Raw genomic sequence first — 14,184 nt, 5'->3', positions numbered from 1 at the left:
GGAAGCCATGATCGCCAGTCGGTGTACGTCAGTCTGGAAGGTTTGAGCAGCGCTTGCGGTAGTCGGCGGGGGTGAGTTGGTAGGCGCGACGGAACCAGCGACCGAGATGACTCTGGTCGGCAAAACCGAGCACGCTGGCGACCTGCGCCGGCGTTTCCCCCCGAGCCAGCAACTGACGCGCCTTGGCCAGACGCAGCTGGATCAGGTACGCGTGCGGCGCCAGGCCAAAAGCCGACTTGAAGGCGCGGCTAAGACGAAAACGGTCGACCCCGCAGACCCGCGCGAGATCATCGAGGCCAATATCTTCATAGGTATGCGCGTGCAGATAATCCCGCGCCAATTGCGCCACCATCGGCAGGCGAGGATCGAAGTCCTGGCGTTTGCGCCACGCGAGATGGCGCGTGAGCGAGCCGAGCAAGCCATCGATGGCGGTCTGGCGGACAATGCGCAGATCGCCGTCATGCAACGCATGAAAAGCGTGACTGATCGCTGTGGCCAGACGCGGGTCCTGACTCAGCGTATCGGCAAAACCGGGCTGGCTGTCGGACGGTGCATCTTCGAACAGCGCGTGCATTTCACGCTCAAGCCAATGCGGATCGAGGTAGAGCATCGAATAGGTAAAACCCTCCTCGGTAGGCGCTTGCCCATCGTGGATTTCCCCCGGCTCCAGCAGGAACACGTTGCCCGGCGTACTGCGATGGCGCATGCGGCGGCAATTGAACTGCTGCACACCTTGCTCGGTGACGCCGACGAGGAAACTGTCATGCCAGTGCGGATCGTAGGCATGGCCCTCAAAGTGAGCGCGAATCGATTCAATCCCGGTGTCGACATCCTGGGACAGCTCGATCCAGTTGCGTTTATCCACGGAGGCTCCAGAGTTCGCCATTGAAAGGTACGGCCCCATAAAATACCGCGCAATGATCATCGACGTTTAGAAGATTTGTGCAGGTGAGGGGACTAGACTCTGCAGGTCACGACCCCTTTGCCGGCAGGTGGAATGCGATGATTAACCGATGCTCGCTCTGGGGCATGCTCACCCTGATCGGGCTTAGCCTGACGCTTGGCGCAGGCTGCTCCAGCCGAAAACACTATCCACCCTCGGGGGTTGGCGATGCCTGCTACGCCAAAGCCTTGCCGACGGTCGGCGAGGGCGGTCTGGCCTGGGGCTCCAGTCTGAACATGGCCCGGCAGAAATCGATGAACAACTGCATCCGTTATGCCGGGCGCTCCGGGGGCACGCCGGACACCTGTCAGGTGGTGTTGGCCAAATGCCGATAGCTTTCTGTTGACATGGTTGCTTTTGGCAAATATATAGTTGCTTTAAGCAATTATCTGAGTGTTTGCCATGTCCAGCAGCCATCTCCTCGAGCAAGCCGATGTTGTGCGCGGCTTCAATCGTTTTTACACCCATCAGATCGGCGTATTGCAGGAGCATTTGCTGCAAAGCGACTACTCGCTGACTGAGCTGCGCATTTTGTATGAGCTGGCCTCGCGTGGCGACCTGACCAGCGCCGATCTACGCCAGATGCTTGGGCTGGACGCCGGCTACATGAGTCGCATCATCAGTGGTTTCGAGAAGCGTGGCCTGATCCAGAAAGTCCCGTCGCCGACCGACGCCCGCGCCGCGCAATTGCGCCTTACCGAGCTGGGCCGTGAAATTCTGATCCCGTTGGAAAAGGCTTCCCGTGAACAGATCGTCACCATGCTCAAGCGATTACCTGAACCGCAGCAGAAACGTCTGATCGGCGCCATGACGCTGATCCAGACACTGCTGCAAGGCAACAAGGATTCGAACTACGTGTTACGCGATCCGCAGCCCGGTGACATGGGCACGGTGATGCAACAGCAAGCCGCGCTGTATAGCCGCGAATACGGCTGGAATTCGGAGTTCGAAACACTGGTGGCCGAGGTGGTCGCCAAGTACCTGCGTGATTACGACCCGACAAGCGAGCGCTGCTGGATTGCGGAAAAGGACGGCAAGGTTATTGGCTCTGTGTTTATCGTCCGCCAGGATGAAACGACCGCCAAACTGCGCATGCTCTACGTCGACGCCAGCGCGCGGGGCTTGGGCATTGGCAGTCGTCTGGTCGAGGAGTGCCTGCGCTTTGCCCGGCAGATTGGCTACCAGAAAATGACCTTGTGGACGACCAGCAACCTGACGGCTGCGCGCAAGATTTATCAGCAGGCGGGGTTTGAACTGGTGGAAGAGGAGGCGGTTCACAGCTTTGGCAAGGATCTGGTGAGTCAGACGTGGGCGCGGGCGCTGTGATCTGATTTTCATCGGCGGGTGCAGTGAAAAGGCAGACGAAAAAAAACCGCCTTTGCGGGGCGGTTCTTTTGTAAACCTTGGTTTGCGACCGAGGTTTTTTGCTTCACTAGCTGCTTTAACGTTCGCTCATGGTAGGAGTCTTTGTGCCCCCTTGCAAGGTTAAAGTTCGTAAGAAACTGGTTGTTTGCGCTATTTCATTTTCATAAAAAGCTGGCAGAAATAATGGTTAACAAAACAGAAAATTACTTTTCCTGAAAGCCTCTGAATGAAGGTTATGATGCGGGCGCTCACTTGTTCGAGCAGCGGTGAGGCCAGGCTGGTGACCAAACGGTTTCATGCCCTTTGACACGGTTTTGCACCCGTGCCGGAATGATGTTTCGGAGGGATTTCAACCGGCCGCCTCACTAGCTGCTTTAACGTGCAGGCTGAAGGCAAGTATGATCCGGTAAGTTTGCTGGAGGTTTGGCCCCCAGCCCTGGAGGCCAAAACGTATGAAGCTTTTGCTGCGTACGCTGAGCCTTGTATGGAGATTGTTTAAAGCCTTTCGCTTTTACGAGTTCCTGCGAGACCACTTTGACGACCTGAAGTAAGGGCCGTTGAGGTGGGAGAAGCCCGTTTCAGTTTCGACTGGAACGGGCTTTTTTTGTTTTTTTAAAACTGTCATAAGTAGGATTTTTCTGTGTCGGATTTTTTTGCGTGTAGGGCATTTCTTTGGCAAGTGTAGGCCTAGTTCAAACCACCCCGTAATCCACAAAAAAACGTTCGATTATCGAGCACCCAAACCTTCGTCCAATTGCCCACCTCGACACTCCGGCGTACTGTGAGTCGCGATGCCTGAAACCCCGTGATCCCAAAATAACGACAACAACGAGCAACGCCCCATGGACAGCCATCTGCTGAGCGATCGCAGCAGCGTGTTTCGTCACGCTGACCCTTATGCCGTCTCCGACTACGTCAATCAGCACGTCGGCCAGCATTTCATCGGCCTGTCCAGAACCACCCACCCACAAGCCAGCCTCAACCACCGAAAACTGGCCGACCTCGATCTGGCCCGCATCAGCTATGGCGGCAGTGTTCGCGTGACCTCCGTGGCGCTGGAGACCGTGTACCACCTGCAAGTCCTGCTGCAAGGCAATTGCCTGTGGCGCGGGCATAAGCGCGAACAGCATCTGGTGCCGGGCGAGTTGCTGTTGATCAATCCGGATGATCCGGTCGATCTGACGTACTCGGATGATTGCGAAAAATTCATCCTCAAGGTGCCGGTCAGCGTGCTCGAATCGGTGTGCGACGAGCAGCGTTGGCAGCACCCCTCCAGCGGTATCCGTTTCCTGCGCAATCACTATCGGCTGGAGGAGTTGGAAGGCTTCACCAACCTGCTGGCGATGATCTGTCAGGAAGCCGAGGCCAGCGATCCGTTACTGCGGGTGCAGGAGCATTACGCGCAGATCATCGGCAGCAAACTGATTTCGCTGATGAACACCAATGTCAGCCGTGAGTGCCTGAGCACGCCGAACGTCAGCTTCGAGCGCATCATCGATTACATCGAGCGCAATCTGAAACAGGACCTGCCCGCCGAACATCTGGCCGCGCAGGCGAGCATGAGCCCGCGCTCGCTGTATGCTTTGTTCGAACGCCAACTCGGCGTCACGCCGATGCAATACATCCGTCAACGCAAGCTGGCACGCATTCACGCCTGCCTCAGCGACCCAAGCTGCCCGGTGCGCAATCTCACTGAACTGGCGCTGGATTATGGCTTTCTGCACCTGGGCCGCTTCTCCGAAAGCTATCGCCAGCAATTCGGCGAACTGCCGTCGCAGACCTTCAAGCGCCGCCACTGACACTCCGCACTAAACCCTCGCGAAACATGCTGAATCATCTGCCGCGCCATCCTGCACAAAACGGATAGCGATCTGCAGGATTCGGCTATTGCCCCGTGCATCGCCTCCCTAATCTGACCTGGCCTGAACAATAACAATGGAGGCCCCGGCCATGTCCCTGGGAATCGACTACCTCAATGCCATGCTTGAAGAAGACAAGGAGAAGGGCGCCTACCGCTGCAAGCGGGAGATGTTCACCGATCCGCGTCTGTTTGAACTGGAGATGGCGCACATCTTCGAAGGTAACTGGATTTACCTCGCCCATGAAAGCCAGATCCCCAACAACAACGATTTTCTCACCACCACCATGGGGCGCCAGCCGATCTTTATCGCGCGCAACAAGGACGGTGTACTCAATGCGTTCCTCAATGCCTGCAGCCATCGCGGCGCCATGTTGTGCCGGCACAGGTCCGGCAACCGCTCCAGCTACACCTGCCCGTTTCACGGCTGGACGTTCAACAACAGCGGCAAACTGCTCAAGGTCAAAGACCCGAGCGAGGCCGGTTATCCCGAAAATTTCAACTGTGAAGGCTCCCATGACCTGACCAAAGTCGCGCGTTTCGAGTCCTATCGCGGCTTCCTGTTCGGCAGCCTCAATGCCGATGTGAAACCCCTCGCTGAGCATCTGGGCGAATCGGCAAAAATCATCGATATGATCGTCGATCAGTCGCCTGAAGGCCTGGAAGTGCTGCGCGGTTCAAGTTCCTATATCTACGAAGGCAACTGGAAACTCACCGCTGAAAATGGCGCCGATGGCTACCACGTCAGCTCGGTGCACTGGAACTACGCCGCCACCCAGAACCAGCGTCAACAGCGCGAAGCGGGTGAAGCGATCAAAACCATGAGCGCCGGCAGTTGGGCGAAGAAGGGCGGCGGTTTCTACTCCTTCGACCACGGTCATCTGCTGCTCTGGACCCGCTGGGCCAACCCTGAAGACCGCCCGGCCTACGAGCGCCGTGATGAACTCGCCCGTGATTTCGGCCAGGCCCGCGCCGACTGGATGATCGAAAACTCGCGCAACCTGTGCCTGTACCCCAACGTGTACTTGATGGATCAGTTCAGCTCACAGATCCGCATCGCCCGGCCGATCTCGGTCGACAAGACTGAAATCACCATTTACTGCATCGCCCCCAAAGGCGAGAGCGCTGAAGCGCGGGCCAAGCGCATTCGTCAGTACGAAGACTTCTTCAACGTCAGCGGCATGGCCACGCCGGATGACCTGGAAGAGTTCCGCTCGTGCCAGACCGGTTATGGCGCGGGTCGCGGCTGGAACGACATGTCCCGTGGCGCCACCCATTGGGTCGAAGGCGCCGACGCCGCCGCCGAAGAAATCGACCTTAAACCATTGCTTTCTGGCATGCGTACCGAAGACGAAGGTCTGTTTGTGCTGCAACACAAGTACTGGCAAGAAACCATGCTCAAGGCCGCTGCCGCCGAACCTCAACTGATTCCTGTGGAGGCCGTGTGATGAGCAACCTCTACGAAACCGTGCGCGATTTTCTCTACCGCGAAGCGCGCTATCTCGATGACGGCCAGTGGGATCAATGGCTGGAACTGTACGCCGCCGATGCGACCTTCTGGATGCCGGCCTGGGACGACAACGACACCCTCACCGAAGACCCGCAAAGCGAAATCTCGCTGATCTGGTACGGCAACCGTGGCGGCCTCGAAGATCGCATCTTCCGGATCAAGACCGAGCGCTCCAGCGCGACCCTCCCCGACACCCGCACCTCGCACAACCTGAGCAACATCGAAATCGTCGGGCAGAGCGAAGGGCTGTGCCAGGTGCGTTTCAACTGGCACACCCTGAGCTTTCGCTATCAGGTCACCGACAGCTACTTCGGCAGCAGTTTCTACACCCTCGATCTGCGTGGTGAACAGCCGCTGATCAAGGCCAAGAAAGTCGTGCTGAAAAACGATTACGTCCGTCAGGTCATCGACATTTATCACATCTAGTCGACACGGCGAGGTGCACCATGAATTTCCAGATTGCGCTTAATTTTGAAGACGGCGTCACTCGTTTCATCGAGGCGGGTGGCCATGAAACTGTCGCCGATGCGGCGTATCGCCAAGGCATCAACATTCCGCTGGACTGCCGCGACGGCGCCTGCGGCACCTGCAAATGTTTCGCCGAGGCCGGGCGTTACGACATGGGCGACAACTTCATTGAAGACGCCTTGAGCGCCGATGAACTCGCGCAAGGTTATGTGCTGACCTGCCAGATGCGCGCCGCCAGCGATTGCGTCGTCCGCGTGCCGGCCGGCTCGCAGGTGTGCAAGACCGAACAGGCGAACTTCCAGGCATCGATCAGCGCTGTCCGGCAATTGTCCGAGAGCACTATCGCGCTGTCGATCAAGGGCGAAGCGCTGAGCAAACTGGCGTTTCTGCCGGGCCAGTACGTCAATCTGCAAGTGCCCGGCAGCGAGCAGACCCGCGCCTATTCCTTCAGCTCGTTGCAGAAAAACGGTGAGGTCAGTTTCCTGATCCGCAACGTGCCTGGCGGTTTGATGAGCAGCTTTCTCACCGGGTTGGCCAAGGCCGGCGACAGCATGAACCTGGCCGGGCCGTTGGGCAGTTTCTACCTGCGCGAGATCAAGCGGCCGCTGCTGTTGTTGGCGGGCGGCACCGGCCTGGCACCGTTCACCGCGATGCTGGAAAAGATCGCCGAGCAGGGCAGCGATCATCCCGTGCATTTGATCTACGGCGTGACCAACGATTTCGATCTGGTCGAACTCGATCGTCTCGAAGCCTTCGCCGCCCGCATCCCGAACTTCAGTTTCGGCGCCTGCGTGGCCAATCCGCAGAGTGCGCATCCGCTCAAGGGCTACGTCACCCAGCACATCGAGCCGCGCCATCTCAATGAAGGTGACGTCGATGTGTACCTGTGCGGCCCGCCGCCGATGGTTGAAGCGGTCAGCCAATACATTCGTGAACAGGGCATCACTCCCGCGAATTTCTACTACGAAAAATTCGCCGCAGCGGCTGCCTGACCCCTATTTTCGAGGTTGTCATGAACAACAGATTCTCCAACAAGGTCGCGCTGGTCACCGGCGCGGCTCAGGGTATCGGCCGCCGCGTCTGCGAACGCCTACTGAACGAAGGTGCGCAAGTCGTCGCCATTGATCGCTCTGAACTGGTTCACGAACTGCAAGGCGAGGGCGTTCTCGCGTTGACCGCCGACCTTGAGCAATACGCCGATTGCGCGCGGGTCATGGCCGAAGCCATCAACACCTTCGGCCGCCTCGACATCCTGATCAACAACGTTGGCGGCACGATCTGGACCAAACCGTTCGAGCACTACGAAGTCGAGCAGATTGAAGCCGAAGTGCGCCGCTCGCTGTTCCCGACGCTGTGGTGTTGCCACGCCGCGCTGCCGTACATGCTCAAGCAAGGTCGCGGCGCCATCGTCAACGTTTCCTCAATAGCCACCCGCAGCGTCAACCGCGTGCCGTACGGCGCTGCCAAGGGCGGTATCAACGCACTCACGGCTTGCCTGGCATTCGAAAACGCCGAGCGCGGGATTCGCGTCAACGCCACCGCCCCGGGCGGCACCGAAGCACCGTCCCGGCGGATCCCGCGCAATGCAGCCGAACCGTCGGCGCAGGAGCAGGCCTGGTACCAGGAAATCGTCGCGCAAACCCTCGACAGCAGCCTGATGAAACGCTACGGCAGCCTCGACGAACAGGTCGGCGCGATCCTCTTTCTCGCCTCTGACGACGCCTCGTACATCACCGGCGTGACCTTGCCGGTCGGTGGCGGCGATCTCGGTTGAGTACTATTCAAGGGACACAGACATGCAGCAAATTCTGATTGAAAGCCTGACGGCGATCATCGTCGACCTGCCGACCATCCGCCCGCACAAACTGGCGATGCATACGATGCAAAAGCAGACTCTGGTGATCCTGCGCCTGCGTTGCAGCGACGGTATCGAAGGCATCGGTGAAGCGACCACCATCGGCGGCCTCGCCTACGGTTATGAAAGCCCGGAAAGCATCAAAGCCAATATCGACGCGCATTTGGCTCCGGCCTTGGTCGGTATGGAAGCCAATAACATCAACGCGGCGATGCAGCGTCTCGACAAGATCGCCAAGGGCAACACCTTCGCCAAGTCCGGCATCGAAAGTGCACTGCTCGATGCGCAAGGCAAGCGCCTCGGTCTGCCCGTCAGCGAACTGCTCGGCGGCCGCGTACGGGACAGCCTCGAAGTGGCCTGGACCCTGGCCAGCGGCGACACCGCCGGCGACATCGCCGAAGCCGAGCAGATGCTCGAAGCGCGTCGCCATCGCATCTTCAAATTGAAGATCGGTGCCAACCCGCTGGAGCAGGATCTCAAACACGTGGTGGCGATCAAAAAAGCCTTGGGCGAACGCGCCAGTGTGCGGGTCGACGTTAACCAGTACTGGGATGAATCCCAGGCGATTCGCGGCTGTCAGGTACTGGGTGACAACGGCATCGACCTGATTGAACAACCGATCTCGCGGGTCAACCGTTCCGGGCAGATTCGCCTGAATCAGCGCAGCCCGGCGCCGATCATGGCCGACGAATCGATCGAAAGCGTTGAGGATGCCTTCAGCCTCGCCGCTGACGGTGCCGCCAGTGTGTTCGCCCTGAAAATTGCCAAGAACGGTGGCCCGCGAGCCGTGCTCAGAACCGCGCAGATCGCCGAGGCCGCCGGCATCGCGCTGTACGGCGGCACCATGCTCGAAGGCTCCATCGGCACGCTGGCCTCGGCGCACGCCTTCCTCACGCTCAAGCAGCTGACCTGGGACACCGAACTGTTCGGCCCGTTGCTGCTGACCGAAGACATCGTCAGCGAAGCGCCGCAGTACCGCGATTTCCACCTGCATATCCCGCGAACTCCAGGCCTGGGCCTGACGCTGGATGAAGAGCGTCTGGCGCGCTTTCGCCGCCACTGAATCAGGAGAACCAGCATGTTGTTCCACGTAAAAATGACCGTGAAATTGCCCGTCGATATGGACCCGTCATTGGCCACCCGGCTCAAGGCGGACGAAAAGGAACTGGCGCAACGGCTGCAACGCGACGGCGTATGGCGACACCTGTGGCGCATCGCCGGGCATTACGCCAATTACAGCGTGTTTGATGTGCCGAGCGTCGAGGCCCTGCACGACACGCTGATGCGCTTGCCGCTGTTTCCCTACATGGACATTGAGGTCGATGGCCTCTGCCGGCATCCGTCGTCGATCCATACGGACGATCGCTGATCCAGGGTTTCGAATCCATCCCTGAACACTGTGGGAGCTGGCTTGCCAGCGATAGCAATACACCAGCCGCCATCAATGCTGGATGACACACCGCAATCGCTGGCAAGCCAGCTCCCACAGGGGAAGGTGGTCTGTTCTGAAGATTCGCGTAAACCACAAAACAACAAGATGAGGTAACCACTATGACCGTGAAAATTGCCCACACCGCCGAGCTGCAGAAATTCTTCAAGGAAGCCGCCGGTTTTGCCAACGACGACGGTAAATCCCGGCTGAAAACCATCGTCCTGCGCATCTTGCAGGACAGCGCCAAGATCATCGAAGACCTGGAAATCACTGATGGTGAGTTCTGGAAAGCGGTCGACTATCTAAACCGATTGGGTGCTCGTTCGGAGGCGGGATTACTGGTCGCAGGCCTTGGCATCGAGCATTTCCTCGACCTGTTGCAGGACGCCAAGGACGCACAGATTGGCTTGACCGGCGGCACACCGCGTACCATCGAAGGCCCGCTGTACGTGGCCGGCGCGCCGTTGTGTGAAGGCGAGTGCCGCATGGATGATGGCAGCGAAGAGGGCGTCGCCACCGTTATGCACCTCGAAGGCCGGGTGTTCGATCTGCACGGCCAGCCCTTGGCCGGTGCCACCGTTGACCTGTGGCACGCCAACACCAAGGGCACCTACTCGTTTTTCGACCCGAGCCAGTCCGAATACAACTTGCGCCGCCGCATCATTACCGACGCCGAAGGCCGTTACCGCGCTCGCAGTATCGTGCCGTCCGGTTATGGCTGCGACCCACAAGGGCCGACCCAGGAATGCCTGAACCAGCTCGGCCGCCATGGCCAGCGTCCGGCCCATGTGCATTTCTTTATCAGCGCACCGGGGCATCGGCACCTGACGACGCAAATCAATCTGTCGGGTGATCAATACCTGTGGGATGACTTCGCCTATGCGACCCGTGAAGGCTTGGTCGGGGAGGTGGTGTTCCGCGAGGACGCGGTGTCGGGGCGTTATGCCGAGCTGAAGTTCGACTTCCAGTTGCAACCGGCGCCGAATGCCAGTGCTGAACAACGCAGTCAGCGGCCGCGTGCGTTGCAGGAGGCTTGATACCGAGTCGTCTGTGCCCCTCACCCTAACCCTCTCCCGGAGGGAGAGGGGACTGACCGATGTGATCTTGAGCGCTACGCCGACCTGAACGTTTTTTACCGAATCCAACCCGGTTTTTCAGGTCGATGTATAACGCAAGACAACCCGGTCGGCGCCTCTCCCTCCGGGAGAGGGCTGGGGTGAGGGGAAATCGGGCCTAAGGTAATGCGAAAAAGATATTGGCTCTGCATTTTTAAGATCGTTTAGTTTTGTCGCAACGACGAATCAAAACGCATCAAACCGATAGACCCCGATTGCCATGACGGCACACGCTGAATCGATCACAGGTTTTTCAGGTTTGATTCACACGGGAGTGAATCATGCCGCATACCCTCGATATCACCGCATTACCGACGCTGGACCTGTCGCTGTTCGAAGGCACGGCGCAACAGCGTTACGAATTTCTTGAAGACCTGCGCCACGCCGCCCGCGACGTCGGGTTCTTCTACCTGACCGGTCACGGCATCGACAGCGCTTTGCTCAAGCAGGTACAGGCCCACGCCCGCCAGTTTTTCGCTTTGCCCGACAGCGAGAAAAACGCCGTCGGCATGATCAATTCACCGCACTTTCGCGGTTACAACCGGGCCGCCTCGGAGATCACCCGTGGCCAGCCCGATCTGCGTGAACAGTTCGATCTGGGCGCCGAGCGCGAGGCGTTGCCATTAACGGCGGATAGCCCGTTCTGGGCGCGGCTGCAAGGCCCCAACCAATGGCCGGCGTCACTGCCGGAGCTAAAACCTCTGTTACTCGAATGGCAAGAGGCGATGACGCGGATGTCGTTGCGCCTGCTGCGTGCGTTCGCTCAGGCGTTGTCGCTGCGCGCCGATGCGTTTGATCAGCTCTACGGCGACAAACCCAACGAACACATCAAACTGATGCGCTATCCCGGCCAATCCAGCGAGTCGAGTCACCAGGGCGTCGGCGCACACAAGGATTCCGGTTTCCTCAGCTTCCTCCTGCAAGACCAGCAGGCCGGTCTGCAGGTCGAGATCGAAGAGGGGCGCTGGATCGATGCGTTGCCGCGTGAGAACACCCTGGTGGTGAACATCGGCGAACTGCTCGAGCTGGCCAGCAACGGTTATCTGCGGGCCACGGTGCATCGCGTGGTTTCGCCACCGGCGGGAAGTGAACGCCTGTCTGTCGCATTCTTCCTCGGTGCGCAACTGGATGCCGTGGTGCCGCTGTATCCGCTGCCCACCGCACTGTTGCGCGAGGCACGCGGGCCAGCGAGTGATCCGCTCAACCCACTGTTTCGCGATGTCGGCTGGAACTACCTCAAAGGTCGTTTGCGCTCGCATCCCGACGTCGCGCAGCGCTTCTACGCCGATGCGCTACTGCCGCCACCGCCCGTTCGTAAAACCGCCTGACTCATCACTCGCTCAAGGACTCCGCACATGATCAAGAAAGCAGGTTTGACCCTGGCCGTGCTCGGCGCGCTGGTGACGTCGTTCGGTGCGCCGGCGCTGGAGCCGCTGCGCGTGGCTGCCGACCCGGTGCCTCACGCGCAGATTCTGGCGTACATCCAGAAAATCGATCCGCAACTCAATCTCAAAGTCATCGAGATCCCCAACGGTGTGAACTCCAACGAGCTGTTGGTACACGGCGATGTCGACGCCAATTACTTTCAGCATCTGCCGTACCTGAAATCCCAGGAGAAGGCCCTCGGCGAGAAGCTCGCGGTGGCCGCCACGGTGCATATCGAACCCTTGGGCATCTATTCGCACCGGCACAAGAGCTTCGCCGACGTGCCGGTAAAAGGCACCGTCGCCGTGCCCAACAATGTCACCAACCTGAGCCGCGCGCTGTACCTCTTGCAGGACAACGGCCTGATCAAGCTCAAAGCCGGCTTCAACGACCCGGCGGCGGATCAGGCGACGTCCAAGGACATCGCCGAAAACCCGAAACAGCTGAAGATCCTGGAGATCGAATCGCCGCAAATTCCACGCTCGCTGGATGACGTCGATCTGGCCGTGATCAACGGCAACTACGCGCTCGACGCCGGGCTGGTGCCGGCCAAGGACGCTTTGGGTCTGGAGAAAGCCGATCACAATCCTTACGCCAACATTCTGGTGACCACGCCGAAGCTCGAACACGACCCGCGTATCGCGCAACTGGCCAAGGACCTGACGTCGCCCGAGGTCGCCAAATACATCAGTGACAACTTCGCCGGTTCGGTGATTCCAGTGGCGGGCGGCAAGCCATGATCGCCGTCGAGCAGTTGAGCAAGACTTATCCTTCGGCCGCGCAACCGGCACTCGATCAGGTCTCGCTGAGCATTCCCGACGGTGCGGTCTACGGGATTCTCGGGCGTAGCGGGGCGGGCAAGTCGACGCTGCTGCGTTGCCTCAACCTGCTCGAACGTCCGGACAGCGGACGCATTTTGCTCGATGGCATCGATCTGACGACGCTATCGGTCAGCGAACTGCGCCAGCAGCGCCAGCGCATCGGCATGATTTTCCAAGGCTTCAACCTGCTGCATTCGCGCACCGTTTTCGACAACATCGCGGTGCCGCTGGAGATTGCCAATGTCGGCAAGCCGTGGCGCCATGTGCGGGTGCGCGAACTGCTTGAGCTGGTCGGTTTGAGTGACAAGGCGCAGGCCTTTCCCTCGCAATTGTCCGGCGGCCAGAAACAGCGCGTCGGGATTGCCCGCGCTTTGGCCGCTGAGCCGGCGTACTTGCTCTCGGACGAGGCCACCAGTGCGCTCGACCCGGAAACCACCGAATCGATCCTGCAATTGCTGCGCGACATCAATCGGCAATTGGGCGTGACCATCGTGTTGATCACCCATGAGCTGGAGGTGGTCAAGTCGATCTGCGATCACGCCGCGTTCATGGCCAACGGGCGTCTGGTCGAAGCCGGGCCGGTGCCACGGCTGCTGGCCGATGCGCAATCACAGCTGGGCGCTTCGCTGCGGCCGACCTGTGGCTTGCCACTGGGCCACGCTGAGCCGGGCCTGAGTTTTCTCAAGCAATACGGCGTAAGGGCGGCGCACTCATGAACCGCACAGTCAATTGGGATGAAATCCTGCAACTGGTGTTCAACGCCACCGGTGAAACCCTGTATATGGTCCTGCTCGCAGGGCTGTTCACGCTACTGATCGGCTTGCCGCTGGGCGTGTTGCTGTTTATCAGTCGCCGCGACGGGCTGCTGCCGATGCCACGCTTGAATGCCGTGCTGGGTGGCGTGGTCAACCTCGGCCGTTCGCTGCCATTCGTGGTGATGCTGATTGCCCTGATCCCTCTGACGCGGCTGGTGGTCGGCACAACGCTGGGCAGCACCGCCGCCGTGGTGCCGATCACCATCGGCGCCTTTCCGTTCTTCGCGCGTATTGTCGAAAACGCTCTCGACGAAGTCGACAAGGGCCGCATCGAAGCCATCCTCGCCATGGGCGGTGACATCGGCCATGTGATCTTCAAAGTGCTGTTGCCCGAAGCGCTGCCGGCGTTGCTGGCCGGAATCACCCTGACGCTGGTGATGCTGATCGGCTTTTCCTCGATGGCCGGGGTAATCGGCGGCGGTGGACTCGGTGATCTGGCGATCCGTTACGGCTATCAGCGTTTCAACAATGAAGTGATGGTCGCCACGGTGGTGGTGTTGGTGATCCTCGTTCAGGGCGTGCAAAGCCTGGGCGATCGGTTGGTTCGTTCGCTGGCGCATCGCCGCTAAGGAATTGT

Annotated in this window: 15 protein-coding genes; 14 read left to right on the top strand and 1 reads right to left on the bottom strand. The window is 59.5% G+C overall.

The window, feature by feature from the left end; translation table 11 throughout:
- Positions 1-28: 28 nt before the first annotated feature.
- Complete coding sequence (locus ACZZ0A_RS13075) at positions 29-865, bottom strand: AraC family transcriptional regulator (protein ID WP_463543249.1); 837 nt, start codon at positions 863-865, stop codon at positions 29-31.
- A gap of 137 nt (positions 866-1,002) precedes the next feature.
- Here ACZZ0A_RS13075 and ACZZ0A_RS13070 point away from each other — a divergent pair, with 137 nt between their 5' ends.
- The 14 genes from ACZZ0A_RS13070 to ACZZ0A_RS13005 all read left to right on the top strand — a co-directional run bounded on the left by ACZZ0A_RS13070 (position 1,003) and on the right by ACZZ0A_RS13005 (position 14,176).
- Positions 1,003-1,278: a hypothetical protein gene (locus ACZZ0A_RS13070; RefSeq protein WP_123376786.1), complete on the top strand. Its 276-nt coding sequence runs from the start codon at positions 1,003-1,005 to the stop codon at positions 1,276-1,278.
- 67 nt (positions 1,279-1,345) lie between these two features.
- Positions 1,346-2,269, top strand: a complete 924-nt coding sequence (locus ACZZ0A_RS13065) for a bifunctional helix-turn-helix transcriptional regulator/GNAT family N-acetyltransferase (protein ID WP_463543248.1) — start codon at positions 1,346-1,348, stop codon at positions 2,267-2,269.
- 881 nt (positions 2,270-3,150) lie between these two features.
- On the top strand, positions 3,151-4,107 hold the full coding sequence (locus ACZZ0A_RS13060) for a helix-turn-helix domain-containing protein (protein WP_463543247.1): 957 nt from the start codon (positions 3,151-3,153) through the stop codon (positions 4,105-4,107).
- A 151-nt stretch (positions 4,108-4,258) separates the two neighbouring features.
- A complete protein-coding gene (benA, locus tag ACZZ0A_RS13055) occupies positions 4,259-5,614 on the top strand; it encodes a benzoate 1,2-dioxygenase large subunit (RefSeq protein ID WP_463543246.1) in 1,356 nt (451 codons plus the stop codon).
- Positions 5,614-6,102 carry a benzoate 1,2-dioxygenase small subunit gene (gene benB / locus ACZZ0A_RS13050; RefSeq protein WP_447785850.1) on the top strand — a complete coding sequence of 163 codons (489 nt, stop codon included), beginning with the start codon at positions 5,614-5,616 and terminating at the stop codon, positions 6,100-6,102. The genes benA and benB overlap by 1 nt, the downstream gene beginning before the upstream one ends.
- Positions 6,103-6,122: 20 nt before the next feature.
- The gene (gene benC / locus ACZZ0A_RS13045) at positions 6,123-7,136 is read left to right on the top strand and encodes a benzoate 1,2-dioxygenase electron transfer component BenC (RefSeq protein WP_463543245.1); all 1,014 of its coding nucleotides are present in this window, start codon (positions 6,123-6,125) and stop codon (positions 7,134-7,136) included.
- 20 nt (positions 7,137-7,156) lie between these two features.
- Positions 7,157-7,918: a 1,6-dihydroxycyclohexa-2,4-diene-1-carboxylate dehydrogenase gene (locus ACZZ0A_RS13040; protein WP_463543244.1), complete on the top strand. Its 762-nt coding sequence runs from the start codon at positions 7,157-7,159 to the stop codon at positions 7,916-7,918.
- Between the two features lie 22 nt (positions 7,919-7,940).
- On the top strand, positions 7,941-9,062 hold the full coding sequence (locus ACZZ0A_RS13035; protein WP_463543243.1) for a muconate cycloisomerase family protein: 1,122 nt from the start codon (positions 7,941-7,943) through the stop codon (positions 9,060-9,062).
- Positions 9,063-9,077: 15 nt separating this feature from the next.
- Complete coding sequence (catC, locus tag ACZZ0A_RS13030) at positions 9,078-9,368, top strand: muconolactone Delta-isomerase (RefSeq protein ID WP_007916075.1); 291 nt, start codon at positions 9,078-9,080, stop codon at positions 9,366-9,368.
- Positions 9,369-9,550: 182 nt separating this feature from the next.
- Positions 9,551-10,468, top strand: a complete 918-nt coding sequence (gene catA / locus ACZZ0A_RS13025; RefSeq protein ID WP_463543242.1) for a catechol 1,2-dioxygenase — start codon at positions 9,551-9,553, stop codon at positions 10,466-10,468.
- A gap of 359 nt (positions 10,469-10,827) precedes the next feature.
- Positions 10,828-11,874 (top strand): isopenicillin N synthase family dioxygenase, encoded by a 1,047-nt coding sequence (locus ACZZ0A_RS13020; RefSeq protein WP_463543241.1) that lies wholly within the window; start codon positions 10,828-10,830, stop codon positions 11,872-11,874.
- 27 nt (positions 11,875-11,901) lie between these two features.
- Positions 11,902-12,711: a MetQ/NlpA family ABC transporter substrate-binding protein gene (locus ACZZ0A_RS13015; protein ID WP_463543240.1), complete on the top strand. Its 810-nt coding sequence runs from the start codon at positions 11,902-11,904 to the stop codon at positions 12,709-12,711.
- The gene (locus tag ACZZ0A_RS13010; protein WP_095111919.1) at positions 12,708-13,508 is read left to right on the top strand and encodes a methionine ABC transporter ATP-binding protein; all 801 of its coding nucleotides are present in this window, start codon (positions 12,708-12,710) and stop codon (positions 13,506-13,508) included. Before ACZZ0A_RS13015 ends, ACZZ0A_RS13010 begins: the two co-directional genes overlap by 4 nt.
- Positions 13,505-14,176, top strand: coding sequence for a methionine ABC transporter permease (locus ACZZ0A_RS13005; protein ID WP_007950374.1), 672 nt, complete (start codon positions 13,505-13,507; stop codon positions 14,174-14,176). The genes ACZZ0A_RS13010 and ACZZ0A_RS13005 overlap by 4 nt, the downstream gene beginning before the upstream one ends.
- The last annotated feature ends 8 nt before the right edge of the window (positions 14,177-14,184 follow it).

The organism is Pseudomonas sp. AC242 (assembly GCF_979258655.1).
The sequence above is the reverse complement of the archived record's forward strand: the minus strand, read 5'-3'. Positions and strand labels throughout refer to the sequence as shown.

Bases quoted from the DNA above. Each gene is read 5' to 3' on its own strand.
- ACZZ0A_RS13010 (WP_095111919.1), top strand. From the start codon at position 12,708: ATGATCGCCGTCGAGCAGTTGAGCAAGACTTATCCTTCGGCCGCGCAA.
- ACZZ0A_RS13035 (WP_463543243.1), top strand. From the start codon at position 7,941: ATGCAGCAAATTCTGATTGAAAGCCTGACGGCGATCATCGTCGACCTG.
- ACZZ0A_RS13060 (WP_463543247.1), top strand. From the start codon at position 3,151: ATGGACAGCCATCTGCTGAGCGATCGCAGCAGCGTGTTTCGTCACGCT.
- ACZZ0A_RS13065 (WP_463543248.1), top strand. From the start codon at position 1,346: ATGTCCAGCAGCCATCTCCTCGAGCAAGCCGATGTTGTGCGCGGCTTC.
- ACZZ0A_RS13040 (WP_463543244.1), top strand. From the start codon at position 7,157: ATGAACAACAGATTCTCCAACAAGGTCGCGCTGGTCACCGGCGCGGCT.
- ACZZ0A_RS13020 (WP_463543241.1), top strand. From the start codon at position 10,828: ATGCCGCATACCCTCGATATCACCGCATTACCGACGCTGGACCTGTCG.
- ACZZ0A_RS13005 (WP_007950374.1), top strand. From the start codon at position 13,505: ATGAACCGCACAGTCAATTGGGATGAAATCCTGCAACTGGTGTTCAAC.
- catA (WP_463543242.1), top strand. From the start codon at position 9,551: ATGACCGTGAAAATTGCCCACACCGCCGAGCTGCAGAAATTCTTCAAG.
- benB (WP_447785850.1), top strand. From the start codon at position 5,614: ATGAGCAACCTCTACGAAACCGTGCGCGATTTTCTCTACCGCGAAGCG.
- ACZZ0A_RS13070 (WP_123376786.1), top strand. From the start codon at position 1,003: ATGATTAACCGATGCTCGCTCTGGGGCATGCTCACCCTGATCGGGCTT.
- benC (WP_463543245.1), top strand. From the start codon at position 6,123: ATGAATTTCCAGATTGCGCTTAATTTTGAAGACGGCGTCACTCGTTTC.
- benA (WP_463543246.1), top strand. From the start codon at position 4,259: ATGTCCCTGGGAATCGACTACCTCAATGCCATGCTTGAAGAAGACAAG.
- ACZZ0A_RS13015 (WP_463543240.1), top strand. From the start codon at position 11,902: ATGATCAAGAAAGCAGGTTTGACCCTGGCCGTGCTCGGCGCGCTGGTG.
- catC (WP_007916075.1), top strand. From the start codon at position 9,078: ATGTTGTTCCACGTAAAAATGACCGTGAAATTGCCCGTCGATATGGAC.